25 protein-coding genes are annotated in these 26,780 nt (G+C 54.6%); 19 read left to right on the forward strand and 6 right to left on the reverse strand.

The window, feature by feature from the left end; all coding sequences use genetic code 11:
• Positions 1-12: 12 nt before the first annotated feature.
• The 7 genes from phoR (at position 13) to LCD46_04780 (ending at position 9,767) form a co-directional block, all read left to right on the forward strand.
• Positions 13-1,308: a phosphate regulon sensor histidine kinase PhoR gene (gene phoR / locus LCD46_04750; protein UOY71641.1), complete on the forward strand. Its 1,296-nt coding sequence runs from the start codon at positions 13-15 to the stop codon at positions 1,306-1,308.
• A 409-nt stretch (positions 1,309-1,717) separates the two neighbouring features.
• Entirely contained in the window at positions 1,718-3,037 is a 1,320-nt protein-coding gene (brnQ, locus tag LCD46_04755) for a branched-chain amino acid transporter carrier protein BrnQ (GenBank protein ID UOY71642.1), read from the forward strand.
• Between the two features lie 81 nt (positions 3,038-3,118).
• On the forward strand, positions 3,119-4,492 hold the full coding sequence (gene proY, locus LCD46_04760; GenBank protein ID UOY71643.1) for a proline-specific permease ProY: 1,374 nt from the start codon (positions 3,119-3,121) through the stop codon (positions 4,490-4,492).
• Between the two features lie 131 nt (positions 4,493-4,623).
• Positions 4,624-6,441 carry a maltodextrin glucosidase gene (gene malZ, locus LCD46_04765; protein ID UOY71644.1) on the forward strand — a complete coding sequence of 606 codons (1,818 nt, stop codon included), beginning with the start codon at positions 4,624-4,626 and terminating at the stop codon, positions 6,439-6,441.
• Positions 6,442-6,641: 200 nt separating this feature from the next.
• A complete protein-coding gene (locus LCD46_04770) occupies positions 6,642-7,283 on the forward strand; it encodes a hydrolase (GenBank protein ID UOY71645.1) in 642 nt (213 codons plus the stop codon).
• 48 nt (positions 7,284-7,331) lie between these two features.
• Positions 7,332-7,877, forward strand: a complete 546-nt coding sequence (locus LCD46_04775) for an antibiotic biosynthesis monooxygenase (protein UOY71646.1) — start codon at positions 7,332-7,334, stop codon at positions 7,875-7,877.
• Between the two features lie 21 nt (positions 7,878-7,898).
• On the forward strand, positions 7,899-9,767 hold the full coding sequence (locus LCD46_04780; GenBank protein ID UOY71647.1) for an amidohydrolase: 1,869 nt from the start codon (positions 7,899-7,901) through the stop codon (positions 9,765-9,767).
• A gap of 45 nt (positions 9,768-9,812) precedes the next feature.
• On the opposite strand, the gene LCD46_04785 is transcribed toward LCD46_04780, so the two are convergent.
• A complete protein-coding gene (locus tag LCD46_04785; GenBank protein ID UOY71648.1) occupies positions 9,813-10,415 on the reverse strand; it encodes a peroxiredoxin in 603 nt (200 codons plus the stop codon).
• 127 nt (positions 10,416-10,542) lie between these two features.
• Positions 10,543-11,124, reverse strand: coding sequence for an ACP phosphodiesterase (acpH, locus tag LCD46_04790; protein ID UOY71649.1), 582 nt, complete (start codon positions 11,122-11,124; stop codon positions 10,543-10,545).
• A 92-nt stretch (positions 11,125-11,216) separates the two neighbouring features.
• On the opposite strand from acpH, the gene queA reads away from it, so the two are divergent.
• From queA to LCD46_04825, 7 genes are all read left to right on the forward strand, one after another.
• Positions 11,217-12,287 carry a tRNA preQ1(34) S-adenosylmethionine ribosyltransferase-isomerase QueA gene (queA, locus tag LCD46_04795; protein UOY71650.1) on the forward strand — a complete coding sequence of 357 codons (1,071 nt, stop codon included), beginning with the start codon at positions 11,217-11,219 and terminating at the stop codon, positions 12,285-12,287.
• A 53-nt stretch (positions 12,288-12,340) separates the two neighbouring features.
• Positions 12,341-13,468 (forward strand): tRNA guanosine(34) transglycosylase Tgt, encoded by a 1,128-nt coding sequence (tgt, locus tag LCD46_04800; GenBank protein UOY71651.1) that lies wholly within the window; start codon positions 12,341-12,343, stop codon positions 13,466-13,468.
• Between the two features lie 22 nt (positions 13,469-13,490).
• Positions 13,491-13,823 (forward strand): preprotein translocase subunit YajC, encoded by a 333-nt coding sequence (yajC, locus tag LCD46_04805; GenBank protein UOY71652.1) that lies wholly within the window; start codon positions 13,491-13,493, stop codon positions 13,821-13,823.
• Positions 13,824-13,850: 27 nt separating this feature from the next.
• Entirely contained in the window at positions 13,851-15,698 is a 1,848-nt protein-coding gene (gene secD / locus LCD46_04810; protein ID UOY71653.1) for a protein translocase subunit SecD, read from the forward strand.
• A gap of 10 nt (positions 15,699-15,708) precedes the next feature.
• Positions 15,709-16,680: a protein translocase subunit SecF gene (gene secF, locus LCD46_04815; GenBank protein ID UOY71654.1), complete on the forward strand. Its 972-nt coding sequence runs from the start codon at positions 15,709-15,711 to the stop codon at positions 16,678-16,680.
• Between the two features lie 140 nt (positions 16,681-16,820).
• The gene (locus tag LCD46_04820; GenBank protein UOY71655.1) at positions 16,821-17,186 is read left to right on the forward strand and encodes a VOC family protein; all 366 of its coding nucleotides are present in this window, start codon (positions 16,821-16,823) and stop codon (positions 17,184-17,186) included.
• 14 nt (positions 17,187-17,200) lie between these two features.
• Positions 17,201-17,881: a YafY family transcriptional regulator gene (locus tag LCD46_04825; GenBank protein UOY71656.1), complete on the forward strand. Its 681-nt coding sequence runs from the start codon at positions 17,201-17,203 to the stop codon at positions 17,879-17,881.
• A 46-nt stretch (positions 17,882-17,927) separates the two neighbouring features.
• Here LCD46_04825 and LCD46_04830 read toward each other — a convergent pair whose 3' ends face one another.
• Together LCD46_04830 and LCD46_04835 are read right to left on the reverse strand one after the other, a co-directional pair.
• Entirely contained in the window at positions 17,928-18,812 is an 885-nt protein-coding gene (locus LCD46_04830) for a nucleoside-specific channel-forming protein Tsx (protein ID UOY71657.1), read from the reverse strand.
• A 267-nt stretch (positions 18,813-19,079) separates the two neighbouring features.
• Positions 19,080-19,619: a DUF3251 domain-containing protein gene (locus LCD46_04835; GenBank protein ID UOY71658.1), complete on the reverse strand. Its 540-nt coding sequence runs from the start codon at positions 19,617-19,619 to the stop codon at positions 19,080-19,082.
• A 152-nt stretch (positions 19,620-19,771) separates the two neighbouring features.
• Here LCD46_04835 and nrdR point away from each other — a divergent pair, with 152 nt between their 5' ends.
• The 5 genes from nrdR to thiL all read left to right on the forward strand — a co-directional run bounded on the left by nrdR (position 19,772) and on the right by thiL (position 23,377).
• Positions 19,772-20,221 (forward strand): transcriptional regulator NrdR, encoded by a 450-nt coding sequence (nrdR, locus tag LCD46_04840; protein ID UOY71659.1) that lies wholly within the window; start codon positions 19,772-19,774, stop codon positions 20,219-20,221.
• 4 nt (positions 20,222-20,225) lie between these two features.
• Positions 20,226-21,329: a bifunctional diaminohydroxyphosphoribosylaminopyrimidine deaminase/5-amino-6-(5-phosphoribosylamino)uracil reductase RibD gene (gene ribD, locus LCD46_04845; GenBank protein UOY71660.1), complete on the forward strand. Its 1,104-nt coding sequence runs from the start codon at positions 20,226-20,228 to the stop codon at positions 21,327-21,329.
• Between the two features lie 87 nt (positions 21,330-21,416).
• A complete protein-coding gene (ribE, locus tag LCD46_04850) occupies positions 21,417-21,887 on the forward strand; it encodes a 6,7-dimethyl-8-ribityllumazine synthase (GenBank protein ID UOY71661.1) in 471 nt (156 codons plus the stop codon).
• 21 nt (positions 21,888-21,908) lie between these two features.
• Positions 21,909-22,328 carry a transcription antitermination factor NusB gene (gene nusB / locus LCD46_04855; GenBank protein UOY71662.1) on the forward strand — a complete coding sequence of 140 codons (420 nt, stop codon included), beginning with the start codon at positions 21,909-21,911 and terminating at the stop codon, positions 22,326-22,328.
• Positions 22,329-22,405: 77 nt separating this feature from the next.
• Complete coding sequence (gene thiL, locus LCD46_04860; protein ID UOY71663.1) at positions 22,406-23,377, forward strand: thiamine-phosphate kinase; 972 nt, start codon at positions 22,406-22,408, stop codon at positions 23,375-23,377.
• Positions 23,378-23,861: 484 nt separating this feature from the next.
• On the opposite strand, the gene LCD46_04865 is transcribed toward thiL, so the two are convergent.
• Both LCD46_04865 and dxs read right to left on the reverse strand, forming a co-directional pair.
• Positions 23,862-24,836: an aldo/keto reductase gene (locus LCD46_04865; GenBank protein UOY71664.1), complete on the reverse strand. Its 975-nt coding sequence runs from the start codon at positions 24,834-24,836 to the stop codon at positions 23,862-23,864.
• A gap of 64 nt (positions 24,837-24,900) precedes the next feature.
• A complete protein-coding gene (gene dxs / locus LCD46_04870; GenBank protein UOY71665.1) occupies positions 24,901-26,763 on the reverse strand; it encodes a 1-deoxy-D-xylulose-5-phosphate synthase in 1,863 nt (620 codons plus the stop codon).
• Positions 26,764-26,780: the final 17 nt, after the last annotated feature.

Raw genomic sequence — 26,780 nt, forward strand, 5'->3', positions numbered from 1 at the left:
GGAGTGTGACGCGTGCTGGAACGTCTGTCATGGAAAAGGCTCGTCTTTGAACTGATCTTATGTTGTATTCCGGCCTTCATTCTGGGGGCCTTTCTTGGACATCTGCCGTGGTTTCTGCTGGCCTCGGTCACCGGGCTGCTGATCTGGCATTTCTGGAACCTGTTACGCCTCTCCTGGTGGCTATGGGTTGACCGAAGTATGACACCGCCGCCGGGAAGCGGCAGTTGGGAGCCGCTGCTTTACGGTTTGCATCAGATGCAGATGCGTAATAAAAAGCGCCGCCGCGAACTGGGAAGCCTGATCAAGCGTTTTCGCAGCGGGGCGGAGTCGCTACCGGATGCGGTCATTCTGACGACCGAAGAAGGGACAATCTTCTGGTGTAATGGTCTTGCGCAACAGTTGCTGGGGTTGCGCTGGCCGGATGATAATGGCCAGAATATCCTCAACCTTCTGCGTTATCCTGAGTTTGCGCAGTATCTAAAAAAGCGTGATTTTACCGGTCCGCATAATCTGAAACTCAATAATGGTCGCCATCTGGAAATCCGCGTGATGCCCTACAGCGATCGGCAGTGGCTGATGGTGGCGCGCGATGTCACCCAGATGCACCAGCTGGAAGGCGCGCGACGCAACTTCTTCGCGAACGTGAGCCACGAATTACGCACCCCGTTGACCGTACTGCAGGGTTACCTGGAGATGATGCAGGAGCAAACGCTTGAAGGTGCGCCACGTGAAAAAGCGCTGCACACCATGCGCGAGCAAACGCACCGTATGGAAGGTCTGGTGAAACAGCTGTTGACGCTCTCAAAGATCGAAGCGGCGCCAACGCTTGCGCTGAATGACACCATTGATGTCCCCATGATGCTGCGGGTGGTGGAGCGTGAAGCACAGACGTTAAGCCATAAGAAGCACCACCTGACTTTTGAGGTCGACAATACGCTGAAGGTTTTGGGCAGTGAAGATGAGTTGCGCAGCGCCATTTCCAACCTGGTGTATAACGCGGTGAATCATACACCGGAAGGGACGGAGATCGTGGTGCGATGGCAGCATACCCCTACGGGCGCTGAATTTAGCGTCGAGGATAATGGTCCGGGGATTGCTCCGGAGCACATCCCGCGTCTGACCGAACGCTTCTATCGCGTGGATAAGGCGCGATCGCGACAGACAGGGGGAAGCGGTCTGGGGCTGGCGATTGTAAAACATGCCGTCAATCACCATGAAAGCCGCCTCGATATTCAGAGTACCCAGGGTAAGGGAACCCGCTTTAGTTTCGTGATCCCGGAACGATTAATTGCCAAAAAGATCGCCTGATAACGGGTGTGTCATTTTACCTTTCCACGGGTCAGCGTTTGCTGGCCCGTTTGCTTTGCAGTCAAACGAAACGCGAATGAATTTTATACGGCTGACTGTTTTTTGTTCGCATGATTAGCCATGGGTTTTTCTGATAATTAGCGTATTGTGCTGGTATGTTTTTTCATGGTGGCATATTGTTCTGGTTTTGCGATCCCACCTTGCCTTTAAACGTTATAAGCGTTTAAATTGCGCCCCAGATACTGTCAGACCGACTGTATTTGCGTGGTAAATCGAAAAACTATTCTTCTCCACGCCAGGACGGGAGCATTTCCCGCTGAAATTGAGCAATTTTTCGGCTGTATCTTCCCACCAGGGAAATCGAAAAGCTCAATGTTTTCAACACCACATCCACAGGCAGTAAGGTTTTATGACCCATCACTTAAAATCGCGTGACATCATCGCGCTGGGCTTTATGACATTTGCGCTGTTCGTTGGCGCAGGCAACATCATTTTCCCTCCAATGGTTGGTTTACAGGCGGGTGAACACGTCTGGACTGCCGCATTTGGTTTCCTGATTACTGCTGTGGGTTTACCGGTACTGACCGTTATCGCCCTGGCGAAAGTGGGTGGCGGTGTTGATAGCCTCAGCACCCCGATCGGCAAAGTGGCGGGTGTTCTGCTGGCAACCGTCTGCTATCTGGCAGTGGGCCCACTGTTTGCGACCCCGCGCACGGCGACCGTTTCCTTCGAAGTGGGCATTGCTCCTCTGACCGGTGACGGCGCGATGCCGCTGTTTATCTACAGCCTGATCTACTTCGCGATTGTGATTCTGGTTTCTCTCTATCCGGGCAAGCTGCTGGATACCGTAGGTAACTTCCTGGCTCCGCTGAAAATTGTGGCGTTGATTGTGCTGGCGGTTGCGGCGATTGTCTGGCCGGCAGGTCCGATTAGCGACGCCATGGATGCCTACAAAAATGCCGCATTCTCCAACGGCTTTGTGAACGGCTACCTGACGATGGATACGCTGGGCGCAATGGTGTTTGGTATCGTCATCGTTAACGCCGCGCGTTCCCGTGGTGTGACCGAAGCACGTCTGCTGACCCGCTACACCATCTGGGCTGGCCTGATGGCCGGCGTGGGCCTGACGCTGCTCTATCTGGCGCTGTTCCGTCTGGGTTCCGATAGCGCCATGCTGGTTGATCAAAACGCGAATGGCGCGGCTATTCTGCATGCTTATGTTCAGCACACCTTCGGCGGTGCGGGCAGTATGCTGCTGGCAGCGCTCATCTTCCTGGCATGTCTGGTGACCGCCGTTGGCCTGACCTGCGCCTGTGCTGAGTTCTTTGCGCAGTATCTGCCGCTCTCTTACCGCACTCTGGTGTTTATTCTCGGCATTTTCTCCATGGCGGTGTCCAACCTCGGTCTGAGCCACCTGATTCAGGTCTCTATTCCGGTGCTGACGGCTATCTACCCGCCGTGTATCGTGCTGGTGGTACTGAGCTTTACTCGCCCGTGGTGGAATAACTCCTCACGAATTATTGCGCCAGCCATGTTTATCAGCCTGATTTTTGGTATCCTTGACGGGATTAAAGCATCAGCTTTCGCAGAAATTTTGCCAGCCTGGACACAGCGTCTGCCGCTGTCCGAACAAGGCCTGGCCTGGCTGATGCCTACCGTTGTTGCACTGGTTCTGGCGGTTATCTGGGATCGTGCTGCAGGGCGTCAGGTCGCATCGAACGCCCATTAATCAACGGCAACAAACTGTTTAACCACGGGGCTTAAGGCCCCGTGGTTTTTTGTTTTTTTCGTGTTGAATGGCAAGATTTAAATGGAAAGCACTAACAAACTTAAACGTGGACTCAGCACGCGCCACATCCGCTTTATGGCGCTGGGCTCCGCTATCGGTACCGGTCTTTTTTATGGCTCGGCAGATGCCATTAAAATGGCCGGTCCAAGCGTTCTGTTGGCCTACATCATCGGCGGTGTGGCGGCCTATATCATCATGCGTGCCCTCGGGGAGATGTCGGTTCACAATCCGTCAGCCAGTTCGTTCTCCCGTTACGCGCAGGAAAACTTAGGTCCGCTGGCCGGGTTTATTACCGGCTGGACCTATTGCTTTGAAATCCTGATTGTGGCGATTGCCGATGTGACCGCGTTTGGTATCTATATGGGGGTCTGGTTCCCGGCGGTACCGCACTGGATTTGGGTGCTGAGCGTGGTGCTGATCATCTGCGCGGTTAACCTGATGAGCGTGAAAGTCTTCGGTGAACTGGAGTTCTGGTTCTCTTTCTTTAAGGTCGCCACCATCATCATCATGATTGTCGCCGGTTTCGGGATCATCATCTGGGGGATTGGTAACGGCGGTCAGCCGACCGGTATCCATAACCTCTGGAGCAACGGCGGCTTCTTCAGTAATGGCTGGCTCGGCATGGTGATGTCGCTCCAGATGGTGATGTTTGCCTACGGCGGTATTGAGATTATCGGTATCACCGCCGGGGAAGCGAAAGACCCGGAGAAGTCGATTCCGCGCGCCATCAACTCGGTGCCGATGCGTATTCTGGTGTTCTATGTGGGTACGCTGTTCGTGATCATGTCCATCTACCCGTGGAACCAGGTGGGCACTAACGGTAGCCCGTTTGTACTGACTTTCCAGCATATGGGCATTGCGTTTGCTGCCAGTATTCTGAACTTTGTCGTGCTGACAGCGTCGCTTTCCGCGATCAACAGTGACGTCTTTGGCGTGGGGCGTATGCTGCACGGCATGGCGGAGCAGGGCAGTGCGCCAAAGGTATTTGCCAAAACTTCACGCCGCGGTACGCCGTGGGTCACCGTGGTGGTGATGACCGTCGCACTGCTGTTCTCGGTTTACCTGAATTACATCATGCCGGAAAACGTCTTCCTGGTGATTGCATCGCTGGCGACCTTCGCGACGGTGTGGGTGTGGATTATGATCCTGCTGTCACAGATTGCATTCCGCCGTCGTCTGTCTCCGGATGAGGTGAAAGCGCTGAAGTTCAAAGTGCCGGGCGGTGTGGCAACGACCGTGGTTGGCCTGCTCTTCCTGGTCTTTATCATCGCCCTGATTGGCTACCACCCGGATACCCGTATTTCCTTATACGTCGGCTTCGCGTGGATCGTCCTGCTACTGGTTGGCTGGATGTTTAAATGCCGCCGTGACCGTCAGCTGGCGGAAGCACAGTAATGTTAATGCCCGACGATGTCGGGCATTTTTTCTCCTCCCCCATCCTCCTCCCCCAATAAACCGCATCATGATGAGCTAACCTTAACCACCCTGTGGCAAGGTGACGTCAATTTCATCAAAGGGGATTCGTGATGTTAAACGCCTGGCACCTTCCGGTTGCCCCATTTGTTAAGCAAAACAAAGACAACCTTGTGATTACGCTCTGGCTGACGGGGGAAAATCAGCCTGAACGCGTGACGCTCCGCGCCGAAATTGATAACGAAGAGACCGCGCTGAAAATGCACAAACAGCGTAGCCAGCCGCAGCCGGGTATCACAGCCTGGCGGGCAAATATCGACTTGCGCAGCGGGCAGCCACGCCGGCGCTACAGTTTCAAACTGCTGTGGAACAACCGTCAGCTGTGGTTTACCCCGCAGGGGTTTAGCCGTTTCCCTCCGGCCCGTCTTGAGCAGTTTGCCGTTGATTACCCGGATAACGGACCGCAATGGGTTAACGATCAGGTCTTTTACCAGATTTTCCCGGACCGCTTTGCCCGCAGTGAAAAACGCACTGCTGACCAGGATAAGATCTATCACCACCATGCCGCGGGCCATGACATTATCCTGAAAGCGTGGGATGAACCACTAACCGCGCAGGCGGGCGGTTCGACGTTCTACGGCGGCGATCTCGACGGTATCAGCGAAAAGTTGCCGTACCTGAAAAAGCTCGGCGTGACGGCGCTGTATCTCAACCCGGTGTTTAAAGCTCCGAGCGTACACAAATACGATACCGAAGATTATCGCCACGTTGACGCGCAGTTTGGCGGCGATGAGGCGTTATTGCGCCTGCGGCAGAACACCAGAAATGAAGGCATGCGCCTGATTCTGGACGGTGTGTTTAACCACAGCGGAGATTCACACGCGTGGTTTGACCGTCATAATCAGTCGATGAGCGGAGCATGCCATAACCCGGATTCACCGCAGAGAAGCTGGTATAGCTTTAATGAGGAGGGACGAGCGCTGGACTGGCTGGGTTATCCGAGCCTGCCAAAGCTGGATTTCCAGTCTCCTTCTCTGATCGATGAAATCTACGGCGGTGAAGACAGCATTGTGCGCCACTGGCTGAAAGCACCGTGGAATATGGATGGCTGGCGCCTGGATGTGGTGCACATGCTGGGCGAAGCGGGCGGGGCGCGGAACAATATTCAACACGTCACGGGTATTACCCGCTCGGCAAAAGTGGCTCAGCCAGAGGCATTTGTATTTGGCGAACATTTTGGCGATGCGCGCCAGTGGCTGCAGGCCGATGCGGAAGATGCGGCGATGAACTATCGTGGCTTTACCTTCCCGCTGTGGGGATTCCTCGCGAATACCGATATCTCCTACGATCCGAATCACATTGATGCCGAAACCTGTATGGCGTGGATGGATAATTACCGCGCTGGTCTGTCGCATCAGCAGCAACTGAGAATGTTTAATCAGCTGGATAGCCACGATACGGCGCGCTTTAAATCCCTGCTTGGCAAGGATGTGGCGCGTCTGCCGCTGGCGGTCACCTGGCTCTTCACATGGCCAGGCGTACCCTGTATTTACTACGGTGATGAAGTAGGGTTGGACGGTAACAATGATCCCTTCTGCCGCAAAACCTTCCCGTGGCAGCCAGCGAAACAGGACAAGGTGCTGTTCAGCCTTTATCAGCGGTTGGCGAAGTTACGTAAACAGCACCAGGCATTACGCTATGGCGGATGCCAGGTGCTGTACGCCCACAACAACGTGGTGGTGTTTGTCCGTGTTTATAACCAGCAGCGCGTGCTGGTGGCGATTAACCGGGGTGAGGCCTGTGAAGTGGTGCTGGATGACTCCCCATTGCTGCACGTGAAGGCGTGGCAATGTAAGGAGGGTAAAGGGACTCTTCAGGAAGGCATACTCTCATTACCTGCAATTTCTGCTTCCATCTGGTTCGGTAATTAATCTCTGTCTGCAACCGGTACGGTGTACGGGTTGCAGAATATTTCCCTGTGTTGTTCGGTTTTATTCAACAGAGGGGACAAATATCTTTACTATTCGCTCAGTCAATTCTCGCTATACTCAATTTGCTTTATCAGTCAGGGCCCTTTCTCATATAGCACACCGAATGTTTACTTTTAACCCATTGTTTAAAAGGTACTTTTATGTCTATTCGTGAACTGATTGACCCATCCAATTCCGCACTGATTTTTATCGATCACCAACCGCAAATGTCCTTTGGTGTCGCTAATATTGACCGTCAATTGCTGAAGAATAATACGGTAGCACTGGCGAAAGCCGGCAAAATTTTTGATGTTCCTGTTATCTACACGTCGGTCGAAACGAAAAGCTTCAGCGGCTATATCTGGCCAGAATTGCTGGCGGTTCATCCGGATGTCAAACCCATTGAACGTACCTCGATGAACTCCTGGGAAGACGATGCGTTTGTTGCGGCAGTTAAAGCAACGGGCCGTAAGAAACTTATCATCTCAGCCCTGTGGACCGAGGTTTGCCTGACTTTCCCGGCGCTGATGGCGCTCGACGAAGGCTTCGAAGTGTACGTGGTAACCGATACGTCCGGCGGTACATCCGTTGATGCGCACGAACGAGCGATTGACCGTATGGTTCAGGCCGGGGCCGTACCGGTGACCTGGCAGCAGGTGCTGCTTGAGTACCAGCGCGACTGGTCACGCAAAGGCACTTACGACGCGGTAATGGACCTGGTTCGCGAGCACAGCGGGGCTTATGGCATGGGCGTTGATTATGCCTACACCCTCGTTCATGGCGCGCCAGAACGTAAAGCGTAAACCTTTCAGGGCGGGGTTCTCCCGCCCATCAATGACCAGGGAGCTTTTATGGCGCAAACATCACATGTGACGCTGGTGATTACTCACACGTTACTTCCGGGACAGGCTGAGCACTACGAACAGTGGCTTGGCAGGATCATGCCCGTCGCGGCGGAATTTCCCGGCCATCTGGGCGCGAATGTGATCCGCCCGTCCGAAGGGCAAAACCTGTGGACGGTGATCATCCGCTTCGACACGCTTGAACACCTCTATGAGTGGACTCAGTCCGATACCCGTAATGGCCTGGTGAAAGAGATTGAACCGCTGCTGGCGGAAGGCGACAAAACCGAAGTGCGTACGGAACCTGCGTTCTGGTTTACGCCACCGGAGACACACGTACGTAAGCCAAAACAGTGGAAACAGTTTCTGATCACGCTCCTGGTGATCTTTCCCAGCACCAATCTGGTACCACAAGTGACTGGCGCGCTGCTTCCTGGCCTGAAAGGCTCATTGCTGCTGCATTTGATTAACGATGCCTGTGTGGTCGCGCTGGTGGTCTGGCTGTGGATGCCCATCGTGACCCGTCTGTTTGCCGGATGGCTAAAAAAAGCCTGATTCGGCCGAAAGGAGTACGTTATGTCTCAAACTGCCACACTGATCTTAACTAAGGGTAAGATCCATACACTCGATCGTGAGAATCCGCTTACCGAGGCGGTAGCGATCGCCAACGGCAAGATCCTTGCTACGGGTAATCACGATCGCATCATGAGTTATGCGACGCAGGGAACGCAGATCGTCGATTTACAGGGAAGCACGGTAATCCCCGGCCTGAACGATTCTCACCTGCACCTGATCCGCGGCGGGCTCAATTACAACCTGGAGCTGCGCTGGGAAGGTGTTCCTTCACTGGCGGATGCGTTGCGCATGCTTAAAGTTCAGGCCGACCGCACGCCGTCACCACAGTGGGTGCGTGTTGTCGGCGGCTGGAGCGAGTTTCAGTTTGCTGAACGTCGAATGCCGACCATCGAAGAACTCAATGAGGCGGCACCGGACACCCCGGTATTTGTGCTGCATCTCTACGATCGCGCGTTGCTCAACCGTGCGGCGTTGAAAGCTGTCGGGTATACCAAAGAGACCCCGAACCCGCCGGGCGGCGAGATTGTGCGCGATAACAACGGTAACCCGACCGGGATGCTGATCGCCAAACCTAATGCGATGATCCTCTACGCCACCCTGGCGAAAGGGCCGAAACTGCCCATTGAGCAGCAGGTGAACTCTACGCGCCAGTTTATGCGCGAGCTGAACCGCCTGGGGTTGACCAGCGCAATTGATGCAGGGGGCGGTTTCCAGAACTACCCGGAAGATTACGAGGTCATTGCTGAGCTGCACGCCAAAGCGCAGATGACTGTGCGCATTGCTTACAACCTCTTTACCCAGCGCCCGAAACAGGAACTGGACGATTTTGAGCGCTGGACCGATATGCTCAAACCGGGTCAGGGAACGGATTTCTATCGCGCGAACGGAGCCGGTGAGATGCTGGTCTTCTCGGCGGCGGATTTCGAGGATTTCCTTCAGCCGCGTCCGGATCTGCCGGAAGGAATGGAAGACGAACTGGAGCGTGTGGTGCGTCATCTGGTGGAAAACCGCTGGCCGTTCCGCCTGCACGCGACTTACGACGAATCCATCAGTCGGATGCTGGATGTGTTCGAGAAAGTGAACCGCGATATCCCGTTCAACGGGCTGCACTGGTTCTTCGACCATGCAGAAACCATTACCGAGCGAAATATTGAACGCGTTAAGGCGTTGGGCGGTGGGATTGCGGTCCAGCACCGCATGGCATTCCAGGGCGAGTACTTTGTCGACCGCTATGGCAAAGAGGCGGTGAAGCATACGCCGCCGGTAGCGAAAATGCTGGAACTGGATGTGCCGGTGGGGTTAGGAACGGACGCGACCCGCGTGGCGAGCTATAACCCTTGGACGGCGCTCTACTGGCTGGTATCCGGGCGTACCGTGGGTGGGCTCGCGATGTATGACGACAATAACCGTCTGCCGCGTGACGTTGCCCTTGAGCTGTGGACGGCAGGCAGTGCGTGGTTTTCCAGCGAGCAGGGTAAAAAAGGTCGCCTGGTCGAAGGGCAACTGGCGGACCTGGTGGTGCTGTCGAAAGACTACTTCAGCGTGCCGGAAGAGGAGATCAAAGGTATTGAATCGGTACTGACCGTGGTGGATGGCAAGGTGGTGTATGCCGCCGGACATTTCAGCCCACTGTCGCCACCGCCAATTCCGGTTGTGCCAGAGTGGTCGCCGGTGGTGAAGGTACCCGGACATTATCGCTCCGCACCGCCAGCCGCCAGTAAAGTGGGCGCGGTGGTACAGATGCACCAGTGCATCGGGAGTTGTGGCGTGCATGGGCACGCGCACGGTATCGCGCGCCATTCGGATATTCCTGTCTCCGATGAACAGGCATTCTGGGGCGTGTTAGGGTGTTCGTGCTTCGCGTTCTAAAACAAAAGGCCCGCATAAGCGGGCCTTTTTCGTAAACCGTGCCGATTACAGGCTGGATACGTTCTCAGACAGGTATTTCGCTACGCCGTCTGGAGAGGCAGCCATACCTTCTTTACCTTTTTCCCACTGAGCCGGGCATACTTCACCGTGCTCTTCGTGGAACTGCAGCGCGTCAACCATACGCAGCATTTCGTCGATGTTACGACCCAGTGGCAGATCGTTCACAACCTGGTGACGCACGATGCCGTTTGCGTCGATCAGGAAAGAACCACGCAGTGCAACGCCAGCGTCCGGATGTTCGATACCGTAAGCCTGCTGGATTTCGCGTTTGATGTCCGCAACCATTGCGTATTTCACCGCACCGATGCCGCCTTTGTCGACAGGGGTGTTACGCCATGCGTTGTGTACAAATTCAGAGTCGAAGGAGACGCCAACAACTTCTACGCCACGCTTCTGGAATTCTTCGTAACGTTTGTCGAACGCGATCAGCTCAGATGGGCAAACGAAAGTGAAGTCCATTGGCCAGAAGAACAGAACGGTCGCTTTACCGTTGGTGTGCTGTTTGAAGTTGAAGTTTTCAACGATTTCACCGTTGCCCAGAACTGCTGCAGCTGTAAAATCCGGAGCCGGACGAGTTACCAGAACCATATGATTCTCCTGTAGATACTAAGGTTATTTGGAACGCAACGCGAGCCAGTATAGAGAGTGTTCCAGGATAAGACAAAGAGGTGGTGACAATCGTTCCGCCAGCTTTTACCTATCAATGCGAATTCTGTCAGAGCTGTTTGCTTTTCGCCTGCGCCATCATGCGCGGATAGAATTGCCAGAATCGGGTCTCCAGCGCATCGTAATGTTCATCCAGGTCATACCAGGAGTCGCGCAGCGCATCCAGGCGCGGTCGGCGACTGGCCATCCCATTTAACACATTCTGAATGAAATCCATCTCGCGATAGCGCTCCAGCCAGCGTTCTGACCACAGGTAGTTATTCAGATTCACAAAGCGCGGCGGCGAGTCGGGCAAAATGATTGACACCTGCTGGTGGGCATAGCGCACAAAATCCGTTAATGGCAACTCCGGCGAGAGTTGTGCCCAGTGGCGCGACAGGAAATGATCCCACATCACATCAAGCGTGATCGGCGCTACCCGGCGCGTTTCGGGGCGAAACCACGCTTTGGCTTCCGTCACTTCCGGCAAGTTATCTGTCAGCACGTCGATACGGCGATGCATAAAAATACCGTCAACGATCTCAGGGGAATAGTTCTCAGCGGGGTTACCGCGTACGAAATCGGCCAGCAAATTACCGGAAAGGGAGCTGTCAGCGAGGTGCGCGAGATGCAGGTGAGCGAGAAAATTCATGCGTTTTATTTGTCCGGGGGTGGCTAGTTGTTGCAGCAAAAGGGTGTGAGCACTAGACTATGCCGCCTGTTTTTAAGTCACGAGTATACGTCATGCGCGTCGCCGATTTCTCCTTTGAACTACCTGAATCCCTGATTGCTCACTATCCAATGCCTGAGCGCAGTAGCTGTCGTTTGCTGTCACTGGATGGGCCAACGGGCGAGCTGACGCACGGTACTTTCACCGATTTGCTCGACAAGCTCAACCCTGGCGATCTGCTGGTCTTTAACAATACCCGCGTGATCCCAGCGCGCCTGTTCGGCCGTAAAGCCAGCGGCGGCAAGATTGAAGTGCTGGTCGAACGTATGCTCGATGATAAACGTATTCTGGCACATATTCGCGCCTCTAAAGCACCCAAACCGGGTGCAGAACTGCTGCTCGGTGATGACGAGAGCATCAAAGCGACCATGACCGCGCGCCACGATGCGCTGTTCGAGGTGGAATTCGATGACGAGCGTTCTGTGCTCGACATTCTGAATGCTATCGGCCACATGCCGTTGCCGCCGTACATTGAGCGTCCGGACGAAGAGGCCGACCGCGAGCTGTACCAGACTGTCTATAGCCAGAAACCTGGCGCAGTCGCCGCGCCGACCGCGGGTCTGCACTTTGATGAACCGCTGCTGGAAAAACTGCGTGCAAAAGGCGTTGAGATGGCGTTCGTGACGCTGCACGTTGGCGCGGGTACCTTCCAGCCGGTGCGCGTGGACAGCATCGAAGATCACATCATGCACTCCGAGTATGCCGAAGTAACGCAGGACGTAGTGGATGCTGTTCTGGCGGCGAAAGGCCGGGGGAGCCGCGTGATTGCCGTCGGCACTACCTCTGTGCGTTCGCTTGAGAGCGCCGCACAGGCCGCGAAGAACGATCTTATCGAACCGTTCTTTGGCGATACGCAGATCTTCATCTACCCAGGTTATCAGTACAAAGTCATTGATGCGCTGGTGACCAACTTCCATCTGCCTGAATCCACGCTGATTATGCTGGTGTCCGCGTTTGCGGGTTATCAGCATACGATGAATGCCTACAAGTCTGCGGTAGAACAAAAATATCGCTTTTTTAGCTACGGGGACGCGATGTTTATCACGTACAATCCGCAGGCTTTGAATGAGCGTGTCGGGGAATAAGTCCGCGGCACCGTTTTACAACGTTGGACTGTTTTTCTGACGTCGGAGAAAAAATGAAATTTGAACTCGATACCACCGATGGCCGCGCGCGTCGCGGTCGCCTGGTGTTTGATCGCGGTGTGGTGGAAACCCCCGCGTTTATGCCTGTGGGCACCTACGGCACCGTAAAAGGGATGACGCCGGAAGAAGTGGAAGCCACTGGCGCACAGATTATCCTCGGCAACACCTTCCACCTGTGGCTGCGTCCGGGTCAGGAGATCATGAAGCTCCACGGTGACCTGCACGACTTCATGCAGTGGAAAGGCCCAATCCTGACCGACTCCGGCGGTTTCCAGGTCTTCAGCCTGGGTGATATTCGCAAGATCACTGAGCAGGGCGTACACTTCCGTAACCCGATCAACGGCGATCCTATTTTCCTCGATCCAGAAAAATCGATGGAGATTCAGTACGATCTCGGTTCTGACATCGTCATGATCTTCGACGAATGTACACCGTATCCGGCCGACTGGGATTACGCTAAACGTTCTATGGAGATGTCTTTGCGTTGGGCGAAGCGTAGCCGCGATCGTTTTGACTCCCTGGAGAACAAAAATGCGCTGTTCGGCATTATTCAGGGCAGTGTTTACGAAGATTTACGTGATATCTCCGTTAAAGGTCTGGTAGAGATAGGTTTTGATGGCTACGCTGTCGGCGGTTTGGCTGTGGGTGAGCCGAAGGAAGACATGCATCGCATTCTGGAACATGTCTGCCCGCAAATCCCGGCAGATAAACCCCGTTACCTGATGGGTGTGGGTAAACCAGAAGATCTGGTTGAAGGTGTACGTCGCGGCATTGATATGTTCGACTGCGTGATGCCAACCCGTAACGCGCGTAATGGTCATCTGTTTGTTACCGATGGCGTGGTGAAAATCCGTAACGCGAAGCATAAGAGTGACACCAGTCCGCTCGATGCCGAGTGCGATTGCTATACCTGTCGCAATTATTCTCGCGCGTATCTGCATCATCTCGATCGTTGCAATGAGATTTTGGGTGCGCGTCTCAATACCATTCATAACCTTCGCTATTATCAGCGCTTAATGGCTGGTTTACGCAAGGCTATCGAAGAGGGTAAATTAGAGAGCTTCGTGACCGATTTCTACCAACGTCAGGGTCGAACCGTTCCACCTTTGAACGTTGATTAATTTTAATAATGAGGGAATTTGAATGAGCTTTTTTATTTCTGATGCGGTAGCGGCAACAGGTGCTCCGGCGCAGGGCAGCCCGATGTCTCTGATTCTGATGCTGGTTGTGTTCGGTCTGATCTTCTACTTCATGATCCTGCGCCCACAGCAAAAGCGTACCAAAGAGCACAAAAAGCTGATGGACTCCATCGCGAAAGGCGATGAAGTGCTGACCAACGGTGGTCTGGTTGGTCGCGTAACCAAAGTGGCTGAAAGCGGCTACATTGCTATCGCGCTGAACGACACCACTGAAGTGGTTATCAAACGTGACTTCGTAGCTGCCGTTCTGCCGAAAGGCACTATGAAGGCGCTGTAATCCCAACTTTTCCCAAAGGGAACTGCCGTGTTAAACCGTTATCCTTTGTGGAAGTACATCATGCTGGTCGTCGTGATTCTCGTCGGCCTGCTGTACGCGCTTCCCAACCTGTATGGTGAGGATCCGGCTGTTCAAATCACTGGCGCGCGCGGTGTCGCCGCCAGTGAGCAAACGCTGATCCAGGTCCAGAAAACGTTACAAGAAGAAAAAATTACCGCTAAGTCTGTGGCTCTGGAAGAGGGTGCAATTCTTGCTCGCTTCGACACCACCGACACGCAGCTCCGCGCCCGTGAAGCGCTGATGGGCGTGCTGGGTGATAAATATGTCGTGGCGCTTAACCTTGCTCCTGCAACCCCTCGTTGGCTGGCTGCACTGAACGCAGAGCCAATGAAACTCGGTCTTGACCTGCGTGGTGGCGTTCACTTCCTGATGGAAGTGGATATGGATACCGCGCTGGGCAAACTGCAGGAACAGAATATCGACAGCCTGCGTAGCGATCTGCGTGAAAAAGGCATCGCGTACACTACCGTACGTAAAGAAGATAACTACGGTATGAGCATCACGTTCCGCGACAGCGCGGCGCGCGATCAGGCTGTAACTTATCTGTCTCAGCGTCACCGCGATCTGGTGATCACCTCTTCAGGCAGCAACCAGCTGCGCGCGGTGATGACCGATGCGCGTCTGAGTGAAGCGCGTGAATACGCCGTTCAGCAGAACATTAACATTCTGCGTAACCGTGTAAACCAACTGGGTGTGGCTGAGCCTCTGGTACAGCGCCAGGGTGCTGACCGTATCGTGGTCGAACTGCCAGGTATCCAGGATACCGCACGTGCGAAAGAGATTCTGGGTGCGACCGCAACGCTCGAATTCCGTCTGGTTAACTCCAACGTTGATCAGTCCGCTGCCGCAGCAGGCCGTATTCCGGGTGACTCCGAAGTGAAACAGACCCGCGAAGGTCAGCCTGTTGTGCTGTACAAACGCGTGATCCTGACCGGTGACCACATCACTGACTCCACTTCCAGCCAGGACGAATACAACCAGCCGCAGGTTAACATCTCGCTGGATAGCGCGGGTGGTAACATCATGTCTAACTTCACCAAGGACAACATCGGTAAACCGATGGCGACCCTGTTCGTGGAGTACAAAGACAGCGGTAAGAAAGATGCCAATGGCCGTGCAGTGCTGGTGAAAGAGGAAGAGGTGATTAACATCGCCAATATCCAGTCTCGTCTGGGTAACAGCTTCCGTATTACCGGTATCAGCAACCCGAACGAAGCGCGTCAGCTCTCTCTGCTGCTGCGTGCCGGTGCGCTGATTGCACCAATTCAGATTGTTGAAGAACGTACCATTGGTCCTACTCTGGGTATGCAAAACATCCAGCAGGGTCTGGAAGCGTGTCTGGCCGGTCTGGTGGTCTCTATCCTGTTCATGATCTTCTTCTATAAGAAGTTTGGTCTTATTGCGACGTCCGCGCTGCTGGCTAACCTGGTGCTGATCATCGGCATCATGTCCCTGCTGCCGGGTGCGACGCTGACCATGCCGGGTATTGCGGGTATCGTTCTGACCCTTGCGGTGGCGGTCGACGCCAACGTACTGATCAACGAACGTATCAAAGAAGAGTTGAGCAACGGTCGCTCTGTGCAGCAGGCGATTGAAGAAGGCTATAAAGGCGCGTTCAGCTCCATCTTCGATGCGAACGTAACAACACTGATTAAGGTTCTTATCCTGTATGCAGTGGGTACTGGCGCGATCAAAGGCTTTGCGATTACTACCGGTATCGGTGTTGCAACGTCGATGTTTACCGCTATTGTCGGCACCCGTGCCATCGTGAACCTGCTGTACGGCGGCAAGCGCGTCAAAAAGCTGTCTATCTGAGGAGTGCGTTGTGGCACAGGAATATACTGTTGAACAATTAAACCACGGCCGTAAAGTCTGGGACTTTATGCGCTGGGACTACTGGGCCTTCGGCATTTCAGGTTTTCTGCTGATTCTGTCCATCGTTATTATGGGTGTGAAAGGCTTTAACTGGGGTCTCGATTTTACCGGCGGTACGGTAATTGAAATTTCCCTGGAAAAACCGATTGATATGGACCAGATGCGCGAATCGCTGCAGAAAGCGGGCTTTGAAGAGCCGCTGCTGCAAAACTTCGGCAGCAGCCGCGATATCATGGTGCGTATGCCTCCGGTACACGATGCCAACGGCAGCCAGGAGCTGGGCAGCAAGGTTGTTAGCGTGATTAACGAAACAACCAGCCAGAATGCGACGGTTAAGCGTATTGAGTTTGTCGGCCCAAGCGTGGGTGCAGACCTTGCCCAAACCGGTGCAATGGCGCTGATGGTGGCGCTGATCTCCATCCTGATTTACGTTGGTTTCCGCTTCGAGTGGCGACTGGCGGCAGGTGTGGTTATCGCGCTGGCGCACGACGTGGTGATCACCATGGGCGTACTGTCTTTGTTCCACATTGAGATTGACCTGACGATCGTGGCATCGCTGATGTCCGTTATCGGTTACTCACTGAACGACAGTATCGTGGTATCTGACCGTATTCGTGAAAACTTCCGTAAGATCCGTCGCGGTACGCCGTACGAAATCTTTAACGTGTCGTTGACCCAGACGCTGCACCGTACCTTGATCACATCCGGTACAACCTTGATGGTTATCCTGATGCTGTATCTCTTCGGTGGTCCGGTGCTGGAAGGCTTCTCGCTGACCATGCTTATCGGTGTGACTATCGGTACGGCGTCTTCTATTTACGTCGCATCCGCACTGGCACTGAAACTCGGCATGAAGCGCGAGCATTTGCTCCAGCAGAAAGTCGAGAAAGAAGGTGCGGATCAGCCGTCAATTCTGCCGTAAGACGTTTATCGCGTTATCGAAATCCCGGTCTGTTGACCGGGATTTTTTTTATCTGCTCCTGACAAACACTCCTGACAGTATGCTGTCAGGAGCCCTGTCGTAGACTCTTGTCGAACCCAAACAAACAGTCAGGAGGATGTATGAAAAGTGTAATTAACTGGTTTGAAATCCCGGTCACGGATATGGATCGCGCGATTACTTTTTATGAGCCAGTGATGCAGGTTTCGTTAAAACGCGAGAAAATGGACTGCGCTGAGCTGGCCGTTTTCCCGCATGAGGATCCGGGTACCGGCGGAGCGCTGGCAAAATTTGAGGGCATTGTGCCGTCTCACGAAGGCGCTATTATCTACCTGCATACTGACAATCTGCCTGCTACGCTCGATCGTATCGTTACCGCAGGCGGTGAGTGTGTATTCGGCCCACTGGAATTACCTCGTGGCATTGGCACTATCGCATTGTTTACCGACAGTGAAGGTAATCGCGTCGGTCTCCATCAACCTGCCTGAGAGTTAACGAAAATATGACCCGACGCGCTGACCGTTTGTTTCAGATTGTGCAGATCCTGCGGGGCAGGCGTCTGACAACGGCAGCGCATCTGGCGGACAGGCTTGGCGTGTCTGAGCGGACGGTCTACCGCGATATCCGCGACTTGTCACTTTCCGGCGTGCCGGTGGAGGGCGAGGCGGGAAGCGGCTATCGGCTGATGTCGGGTTTTGATTTACCGCCGCTGATGCTGACAAACAAGGAGTCAGAGGCGCTGATGGTGGCGATTCGCCTGCTCAAAACCTGGGGAGGAGACTCGCTGTCGCGCGAACTGGAGTCGGCTCAGGAGAAGGTGTTAGCGATTCTGCCTGAGGAGAGTCGTCGAAAGGCGGAGCAGACGCGGATCTACGCCCCGGATTTTTGCATGCAAAGCCACTCCCGTAGCGATTTTGACATGATTCATCAGGCAATTTCCGCCCAGCGCGTGCTGGCGCTGCATTACCGTGATGAAGCCGGACAGCTCTCACAGCGTGAGGTTCAGCCGTTGGGATTGTTCTTCTGGGGGGAGCGCTGGCTGCTGGCGGCCTGGTGTGAACGGCGCGATGACTACCGCTGTTTCCGGCTCGACAGGTGTCTTAACATTGTGCAGACGGAGCGGCGGTTTAGCGAGAGTGCAGACAGGTCTCTGGCGGATTTTTTGCGGAAGGTTAAGCAGTAAAAAGCCAGCTCGTGAGCTGGCTTTTTGTCCGGCGGCTACCACAAGATTAGAAGTTGTAACCCACGACCAGGTAACCACCCCAACCGGTAGAACGAACGCTGAAGTCACCCTTACCGAAGTTCAGGCTGGCATCGTCGTTCCACTGGCCACCGTTGTGCCAGTAACGAGCAACAACGGAGTAGTGCCAGTGATCGTAGTTCAGAGCCAGGATGTGGCTGGAAGCGATAGAGTTGCTGGTACGAGCATGCTTCCCGTTGTTGTCATAGAAGTTATCGTCACCCAGATCTGAACCCCAGTCAAAGTTAGTGAAACCGATGTAGCTCAGATTACCGCCCCACAGCTGCGTCAGCGGTACAAAGTATTTCACTTTGAAACGGTATCCATCCCACTCGTTTTCGTTGGACGCACCGTAGTTCTGCCACTGGTATTTCGCGTAAATGTTCATGGACAGGCTCATCGGCAGACCCGTGTCGATGTCGGTACCCAGACCCATATACCAGGTGCTTTGTTCCTGAGAATCGTTGCGACCCATGTCATAGATGTAGTTGTTCGCGATGTACCACTCTTTGAACGGACCGAAGCTCAGATCGGTGCCGGTCAGTTTGTCGATGGAGAAGCGCGGTTCGATTTCCATGAACAGCGGGGAACCGTTGTTCCAGATACCTTTCGCATCGGTATTACCACCGAAGAACACCGGCAGATCCACGTAACCGTAGAAATCAAACCAGTCTTTCTTGGCGAATGCTTCGTACTCCAGGTAGGTATCGTTGCGGATCTGTGGTCCGAAACGGGTGTGGTAGCTGCCGACGACGTTAACGCTCTGGTGCCACCAGTCGGAGAGATATTGTGGTTTATCGTTTTCCGCTGCGTTAACAGTGAAAGAGGAGGAAAGTGCCAGCACGGTGCCGGCTGCAAGTAATGTTTTTTTCATAATCATGCCACTGATTGAAATTCCCTTCCGGGAGTGAAAAATGCGCGAATTGCGTTTCTAAATATTTCGTGTTTCTGCGGTGCCTATTATAGGAATCCCTGCTCACAAAAATATGTGTTGTTTCACATATCTCTCACACGCGTAATCGATTGCGTTCACGTTTGCGTACTTTAAACGGCCGGGATTGTAGCGACAATCATTAATGTTGCCAATCCATACGAAATGTAAATGTTAGCGGAGTGACATTGCACTCCGCTGCAGGAGGGGTTATTGCGCGGCGGGCTGGATATCGTGGATGCGGATAAAACCTAACTGATCTGGCGTGAGTCCACTCAGCTGAAGCGGGATATCAACATCGCTGGGCGCCAGTATACTCGCGGGGGCGGTGAATAGTTGGTTCTTCACATTCACTTCCTGGTAGCTCTCGGTAGTGCCCTGGATCTGGCCCCACTCGACGGTGCCAGTGAAGGCCGGAAGGGGATCGTTGGATTCACCCTGGATGCGTAATGTTGCGCGAGTACCATCTGCATTCGCCGAAACGTTCACCAGTGACATTTTCAGCGTGCCAATCTGGCTGTTGAGTCGCGCAGGCGTATTGGCACCAGGCAGCAGATACACCCCGCTGCTGGATTTTGCGTTCAGCGCGTTTTGTTGGGTGATCTTCACCGTTTCTTTATTCAGCTTATCCATTGCCGTATTGAGCGTATTGACGCTTTGTTTCATCTGGCGAACTTCGGTTTGCTGTGCACAGGCGCTAAGGGTGAAGAGGCTCCCCACCAGCAAAATCTTCAGGTAACGTCTTGTCATTGCGTTTATTTCCTTGAAATAACGGATCCTCATTATGGTAGCCAGCATCCACCTGTCAGACATAGATCCTTTGTCTCAAAAAGCTCTTCCTTTGTTGTCAGGCCAGATCAGGGTAAAATGAAAATCAGTTAACCGGATAACAGGGATACCGTATGCATTGCCCATTCTGCTCCGCTGTGGATACCAAAGTCATCGACTCTCGTCTTGTGGGCGAAGGGTCATCCGTACGCCGTCGTCGGCAATGTCTGGTGTGCAACGAGCGTTTCACGACCTTTGAGGTTGCTGAGCTGGTAATGCCGCGCGTGGTAAAAAGCAACGACGTGCGCGAGCCGTTTAACGAAGAGAAACTGCGCAGCGGAATGCTGAAGGCCCTGGAAAAACGTCCCGTCAGCGCGGATGACGTTGAAATGGCGTTAAACCACATTAAATCTTATCTTCGTGGTCTGGGTGAGCGTGAAGTGCCAAGCAAGATGATTGGCAACCTGGTGATGGAGCAGTTGAAAAAGCTCGATAAGGTCGCCTATATCCGCTTCGCTTCGGTCTACCGCAGTTTCGAAGATATCAAAGAGTTTGGCGAAGAGATCGCCCGCTTACAGGATTAAGCTCATGCAGGATGAGATTTACATGGCGCGAGCCATGAAGCTGGCGCAGCGCGGGCGTTTTACCACCCATCCCAACCCGAATGTCGGGTGCGTTATCGTCAAAGATGGCGAGATTGTGGGCGAAGGTTTTCACTATCGCGCGGGCGAGCCGCATGCTGAGGTGCACGCGTTGCGCATGGCCGGTGAGAAGGCGCGCGGTGCTACGGCCTACGTCACGCTGGAGCCCTGCAGCCATCATGGCCGTACGCCACCGTGCTGTGAAGCACTGATTGCGGCGGGTGTTTCACGCGTCGTCGCGTCAATGCAGGACCCGAACCCGCAGGTCGCCGGCCGCGGTTTGTATCGTCTGCAGCAGGAAGGGATTGACGTCAGCCATGGGCTGATGATGCAAGACGCGGAAGCGATCAATAAAGGCTTCCTCAAGCGCATGCGCACCGGGTTCCCGTATATCCAACTTAAGCTGGGCGCCTCTCTGGACGGTCGCACGGCAATGGCGAACGGTGAGAGCCAGTGGATCACCTCTCCGCAGGCAAGGCGCGATGTGCAACGTCTGCGTGCGCAAAGCCATGCTATCCTCACCAGCAGTGAAACCGTTCTGGCTGACGATCCCGCCATGACCGTGCGCTGGAACGAACTGAATGCCGATACCCAGGCGCTTTACCCGCAGGAGAACCTGCGTCAGCCGCTGCGTATTGTCATAGATAGCCAGAACCGCGTCACACCTGAACACCGCATTGTGCAGCAGCCCGGTGAAACCTGGATTGCGCGCACTAAAGAAGATTCACGTGACTGGCCGGAAGGCGTGCGCAGCATCATGGTGCCGGAGCATAACGGGCATCTGGATCTCGTGGTGTTAATGATGTTACTTGGCAAACAACAGGTAAACAGCATCTGGGTAGAAGCGGGGCCAACGCTCGCCGGTGCGCTCTTACAGGCTGGGCTGGTGGATGAGCTGATTGTTTATGTTGCGCCTAAACTGTTGGGTAGCGACGCGCGTGGCCTGTTTGTGCTGCCCGGCCTTGAAAAGCTGGCCGATGCACCACAACTCAAATTTAGCGAGATTCGTCCGGTGGGTCCGGATGTCTGCCTCCATTTAACGACAGCGTAATTGCTCCTGAAATAGGGAAGCAGTACGCAAAGTATTATGATAAAATCCGCCCCCCTGCGGGGCCAAATGAACCCGTAAAGGAAGAGTATGAACATTATTGAAGCTGCTGTAGCTACCCCGGACGCTCGCGTCGCCATCACCATTGCGCGTTTCAACAACTTCATCAACGACAGCCTGCTGGAAGGTGCCATTGACGCCCTGAAACGTATCGGCCAGGTTAAAGATGACAACATTACCGTTGTTTGGGTTCCAGGTGCTTACGAACTGCCACTGGCAGCAGGCGCGCTGGCAAAAACCGGTAAATACGACGCGGTGATTGCTCTGGGTACCGTTATTCGTGGCGGCACTGCGCACTTCGAATACGTTGCGGGCGGTGCAAGCAATGGTCTGGCTCACGTTGCGCAGGATGCTGAAATTCCTGTCGCGTTCGGCGTGCTGACCACCGAAAGTATTGAACAAGCCATCGAACGTGCTGGCACTAAAGCCGGTAACAAAGGCGCAGAAGCTGCACTGACCGCGCTTGAAATGATCAATGTATTGAAAGCCATCAAGGCCTGATTTTTTTGTAAGGGGAATTCCGTGAAACCTGCTGCTCGTCGCCGCGCCCGTGAATGTGCCGTCCAGGCACTTTACTCCTGGCAGTTGTCCCAGAACGACATCGCTGATGTTGAATACCAGTTCCTGTCAGAACAGGACGTAAAAGACGTCGATGTTCTGTACTTCCGTGAACTGCTGTCGGGAGTGGCGACTAATAGCGCGTATCTCGATGGTCTGATGAAGCCCTACCTGTCCCGTCTGCTCGAAGAGCTGGGTCAGGTTGAAAAAGCAGTGTTGCGCATTGCGCTGTTTGAGCTGTCTAAACGTGATGATGTGCCGTATAAAGTGGCCATCAACGAAGCGATCGAACTGGCGAAAACCTTCGGCGCTGAAGACAGCCACAAGTTTGTAAACGGCGTACTTGATAAAGCAGCACCTGCGATCCGTCCCCACAAAAAGTGATCCGCAAACCGGAGTTCTGCATTGCCTGATGGGCAGTGCGGCTCCGGTTTTTTCTTTTATTTGCTGAGGCATAACGTATGGCATGCGGCGAATTCTCCCTGATTGCCCGTTATTTCGACCGTGTCAGAACCTCTCGTCTTGATGTTGAAACCGGCATTGGCGATGACTGCGCACTTCTCAATATTCCCGAAAAACAGACGCTGGCAATCAGCACCGACACCTTAGTGTGCGGACGTCATTTTTTACCGGATATCGATCCTGCCGATCTGGCGTATAAAGCGCTGGCCGTCAACGTGAGCGATCTGGCGGCAATGGGCGCCGATCCCGCGTGGCTGACGCTGGCTCTGACGCTGCCAGAGATAGATGAAGTCTGGCTTGAAGCCTTTAGCGATGCGTTGTTTGAGCAGCTCAACTATTACGATATGCAGTTGATTGGCGGTGATACCACTGCCGGGCCGCTGTCGATGACGCTGGCAATCCACGGCTATGTGCCGCTCGGTCGCGCGCTGAAACGATCGGGTGCAAAACCCGGTGACTGGATCTACGTGACCGGTACGCCTGGCGAGAGTGCCGCAGGGCTGGCGATCCTCCAGGACCGCTTAACCGTGAAGGATGCTGACGACGCGGCATATCTGGTGAAACGCCATTTGCGGCCAACACCGCGTATTCTGCACGGTCAGGCGCTGCGCGAGCGGGCAAGTTCGGCTATCGATCTCTCTGACGGGCTGATCTCAGATCTCGGTCATATTCTGAAGGCCAGCGGCGTGGGTGCGCGTGTTGACCTGGATCTCTTCCCGCTGTCAGAGCCACTGCTTCGCCATGTGGATCCTGAGCAGGCGCTGCGCTGGGCGCTCTCCGGTGGAGAAGATTACGAGCTGTGCTTCACGGTGCCTGAGCTCAACCGTGGAACGCTGGACGTGGCGTTAGCGCATCTCGGCGCGAAATTTACCTGCATCGGGCAGATCATGCCGGAGAGCGAAGGGCTGAAGTTTGTGAGAGACGGTACGCCCATTACGCTGGACTGGAAAGGATACGATCACTTCGCGTAAGTTTGCTTTTTTCCCTTCTCCCACCGGGCTGAGGGATCCCCACAAAATAATACCAGCACGGACGACCCCCCTCTCCCTTGAGGGAGAGGGCTGGGGTGAGGGGGAGCATACGGCTCTGGTGGTCATTCCGTTCACTTTATGTTCATTGCTACTCTGTAACAGCATGACCTGTGAACGTGCCAGGGCGGCTCAATCGCCGCCACCCTGGCGACCCGGGCTCCCGGCGGTAAATCGCCGCTTCGCGGTACCCTCAGCTTATTCCTTCAGGCTATCGGGTCGGGCATGAGCCTGCATCCCTGCAGGCCACGCCCTCTCGGCGCATCCCTGCGCCTCGCCCCGGCCTTACGGAAACGCTTCGGCGATTTACAGCCGGACCAGACATCGCTGTAAGCCATTAATTTTCCTGAAGCAATATTCATCGCTTCCGGTTAAAAAAAATTACTGGGGATTCCTCACCCCACCGGGAGAGGGTCAGGGTGAGGGCTTACTTAAACCCCACCATCGGATGCTGTTGATATGGCGTCTCCAGCTCGGCAATCTGCTCCGGCGTCAGCGTGATGTCCACCGCATTCAGCAGTTCATCAAGCTGTTCTTCCCGCGATGTTCCAATAATCGGTGCCGTAACCCCGCGTTTACCCAGCAGCCACGCCAGCGCCACCTGGGCCCGGGTTGCACCGGTTTCGTCAGCAATCCCGGCTAAACGTTCTGCAATCAACGCATCGCTGGCCTCTGTTCCTTCATACAGATTTTTTCCCACTTCATCCGATACCAGGCGGGCCGTGGATTCCCCCCACGGACGGGTCAGACGACCGCGCGCCAGCGGGCTCCACGGGATCACCGCCACGCCCTCCTGATGGCACAGCGGCAGCATCTCACGTTCTTCTTCGCGATAGATCAGATTGTAGTGATCCTGCATGGTGACGAAGCGCGCCCAGCCATGCTGTGCCTGGAGATCGAGCGCCTGTGCAAACTGCGACGCGTGCATTGATGAGGCGCCGATGTAGCGCGCTTTACCCGCTTTCACCACGTCGTTGAGTGCTTCAAGCGTCTCCTCGATCGGCGTGTTGTAATCCCAGCGGTGAATTTGCAGCAGATCGACATAATCCATGTTCAGGCGTCTAAGACTGTCATCAATAGAACGCAGGATCTGCGTGCGAGAAAGGCCCTGAGCCAGATCGCCAACCGGGTAATACACCTTGGTGGCGACCACAATTTCTTCCCGACGGGCAAAATCACGCAGGGCACGGCCGACAATCTCCTCACTGCTGCCGTTGGAGTAGCTGTTAGCGGTGTCAAAGAAGTTAATGCCCCCTTCGATGGCGTGTTTGATGATAGGGCGGCTACTCTCTTCCGGCAGCGTCCAGGCATGATTACCCCGGTCAGGCTCGCCAAAGGTCATGCACCCCAGGCAAAGTCGGGAAACCTTAAGGTCTGTTTTTCCTAATGTTGTGTATTGCATGGTTCCACTCCTGCTGTTTTAAACAATACGTTTAAGCATAGCAGGAGCAGAACAGGGGGAGGGATCAGCCCAGCCAGGAGCGGATTTTTGCTTCGATACCTGCGGCATCCAGGCCAATCGCCGTGCGGGCTTCGTCCTGAGTACCTTGCGGAATGAAGTGATCCGGCAGACCGAGGTTCAGTACCGGAACGGCTCTACGATTCGCCATCAGCACCTCGTTCACGCCGCTGCCCGCGCCGCCCATGATGGCATTTTCTTCCAGCGTCACCAGCACGTCATGGGTTTCTGCCATGTTCAGGATCAGGGATTCATCGAGCGGTTTCACAAAGCGCATATCCACCAGAGTGGCATTCAGCGTTTCAGCCACTTTCGCGGCCTCTGGCATCAATGTGCCGAAGTTCAGGATCGCCACTTTGTCACCGCGACGCTTCACCAGACCTTTACCTATCGCCAGCTTCTCCAGCGGTTGCAGCTCAACGCCTACCGCATTACCGCGTGGGTAGCGAACCGCGCTTGGGCCGTCCTGATAGTGGTAGCCGGTAAACAGCATCTGACGACATTCGTTCTCGTCGGATGGCGTCATGATGACCATATCCGGGATACAGCGCAGGAACGACAGGTCAAAAGCCCCCTGGTGTGTCTGTCCGTCCGCACCGACGATGCCCGCACGATCGATAGCAAACAGCACAGGCAGCTTCTGAATGGCAACGTCATGGATCACCTGATCGTAAGCGCGCTGCAGGAAGGTGGAGTAGATCGCGACAACCGGTTTGTAGCCGCCAATCGCCAGGCCCGCTGCAAACGTCACCGCGTGCTGCTCGGCAATGGCAACGTCAAAATACTGGTCAGGGTATTTTCTGGAGAACTCCACCATGCCGGAGCCTTCACGCATGGCCGGGGTGATCGCCATCAGCTTGTTGTCTTTTGCCGCGGTTTCGCACAGCCAGTCGCCGAAGATTTTTGAATAGCTCGGCATGCCGCCGCTGCTTTTTGGCAGACAGCCGCTGGACGGGTCGAATTTCGGTACCGCGTGGAAGGTGATCGGATCTTTTTCCGCTGGCTCGTAGCCACGCCCTTTTTTGGTCATGATGTGCAGGAACTGCGGGCCTTTAAGATCCCGCATGTTCTTGAGCGTCGACACCAGCCCCAGCACGTCGTGTCCGTCAACCGGGCCAATATAGTTAAAGCCCAGCTCTTCAAACAGGGTACCCGGTACAACCATGCCTTTGATGTGTTCTTCGGTACGCTTGAGCAGCTCTTTGATCGGCGGTACGCCGGAGAAGACTTTTTTCCCGCCTTCACGCAGCGAGGAGTAAAGCTTACCCGAGAGCAACTGGGCCAGATGGTTGTTCAACGCGCCGACGTTCTCAGAAATCGACATTTCGTTATCGTTAAGAATAACCAGCATGTCCGGCTTGATATCACCCGCGTGGTTCATGGCCTCAAAGGCCATACCGGCAGTGATGGCCCCGTCGCCAATCACGCAGACGGTGCGGCGCTGCTTGTTCTCTTTTTCGGCAGCGACGGCAATCCCGATACCCGCGGAAATTGAAGTGGAGGAGTGGCCGACGCTCAGCACGTCATACTCGCTTTCACCGCGCCACGGGAATGGATGCAGGCCGCCTTTCTGACGAATGGTGCCAATTTTATCGCGACGCCCGGTCAGAATTTTGTGCGGATAGGCCTGGTGACCCACGTCCCAGATGAGCTGATCGAACGGCGTGTTATAGACATAGTGCAGCGCCACGGTCAGCTCTACCGTGCCAAGCCCGGAGGCGAAATGACCGCTGGAGCGGCTTACGCTGTCGAGCAGGTAACGACGCAGCTCGTCGCACAGCTTCGGCAGGCTCTCTTTCGGCAACAGACGTAACTCCTGGGTGGAGTCAACTAACGCCAGTGTCGGGTATTTGGCAATATCAAAACTCATCAAAGGCTCATCGAGAT

It is taken from the genome of Enterobacter ludwigii (assembly GCA_023023105.1).
In the GTDB taxonomy this organism is placed as follows: Bacteria; Pseudomonadota; Gammaproteobacteria; order Enterobacterales; family Enterobacteriaceae; genus Enterobacter; species Enterobacter adelaidei.

What these genes read in the sequence shown, in the direction of transcription:
- dxs (UOY71665.1), bottom strand. Translation starts at nt 26,763, where the DNA reads ATGAGTTTTGATATTGCCAAATACCCGACACTGGCGTTAGTTGACTCC.
- LCD46_04770 (UOY71645.1), top strand. Translation starts at nt 6,642, where the DNA reads ATGTCTATTCGTGAACTGATTGACCCATCCAATTCCGCACTGATTTTT.
- nrdR (UOY71659.1), top strand. Translation starts at nt 19,772, where the DNA reads ATGCATTGCCCATTCTGCTCCGCTGTGGATACCAAAGTCATCGACTCT.
- yajC (UOY71652.1), top strand. Translation starts at nt 13,491, where the DNA reads ATGAGCTTTTTTATTTCTGATGCGGTAGCGGCAACAGGTGCTCCGGCG.
- ribD (UOY71660.1), top strand. Translation starts at nt 20,226, where the DNA reads ATGCAGGATGAGATTTACATGGCGCGAGCCATGAAGCTGGCGCAGCGC.
- tgt (UOY71651.1), top strand. Translation starts at nt 12,341, where the DNA reads ATGAAATTTGAACTCGATACCACCGATGGCCGCGCGCGTCGCGGTCGC.
- LCD46_04835 (UOY71658.1), bottom strand. Translation starts at nt 19,619, where the DNA reads ATGACAAGACGTTACCTGAAGATTTTGCTGGTGGGGAGCCTCTTCACC.
- acpH (UOY71649.1), bottom strand. Translation starts at nt 11,124, where the DNA reads ATGAATTTTCTCGCTCACCTGCATCTCGCGCACCTCGCTGACAGCTCC.
- brnQ (UOY71642.1), top strand. Translation starts at nt 1,718, where the DNA reads ATGACCCATCACTTAAAATCGCGTGACATCATCGCGCTGGGCTTTATG.
- malZ (UOY71644.1), top strand. Translation starts at nt 4,624, where the DNA reads ATGTTAAACGCCTGGCACCTTCCGGTTGCCCCATTTGTTAAGCAAAAC.
- LCD46_04825 (UOY71656.1), top strand. Translation starts at nt 17,201, where the DNA reads ATGACCCGACGCGCTGACCGTTTGTTTCAGATTGTGCAGATCCTGCGG.
- LCD46_04865 (UOY71664.1), bottom strand. Translation starts at nt 24,836, where the DNA reads ATGCAATACACAACATTAGGAAAAACAGACCTTAAGGTTTCCCGACTT.
- LCD46_04775 (UOY71646.1), top strand. Translation starts at nt 7,332, where the DNA reads ATGGCGCAAACATCACATGTGACGCTGGTGATTACTCACACGTTACTT.
- thiL (UOY71663.1), top strand. Translation starts at nt 22,406, where the DNA reads ATGGCATGCGGCGAATTCTCCCTGATTGCCCGTTATTTCGACCGTGTC.
- proY (UOY71643.1), top strand. Translation starts at nt 3,119, where the DNA reads ATGGAAAGCACTAACAAACTTAAACGTGGACTCAGCACGCGCCACATC.
- LCD46_04830 (UOY71657.1), bottom strand. Translation starts at nt 18,812, where the DNA reads ATGAAAAAAACATTACTTGCAGCCGGCACCGTGCTGGCACTTTCCTCC.
- LCD46_04820 (UOY71655.1), top strand. Translation starts at nt 16,821, where the DNA reads ATGAAAAGTGTAATTAACTGGTTTGAAATCCCGGTCACGGATATGGAT.
- LCD46_04780 (UOY71647.1), top strand. Translation starts at nt 7,899, where the DNA reads ATGTCTCAAACTGCCACACTGATCTTAACTAAGGGTAAGATCCATACA.
- LCD46_04785 (UOY71648.1), bottom strand. Translation starts at nt 10,415, where the DNA reads ATGGTTCTGGTAACTCGTCCGGCTCCGGATTTTACAGCTGCAGCAGTT.
- ribE (UOY71661.1), top strand. Translation starts at nt 21,417, where the DNA reads ATGAACATTATTGAAGCTGCTGTAGCTACCCCGGACGCTCGCGTCGCC.
- queA (UOY71650.1), top strand. Translation starts at nt 11,217, where the DNA reads ATGCGCGTCGCCGATTTCTCCTTTGAACTACCTGAATCCCTGATTGCT.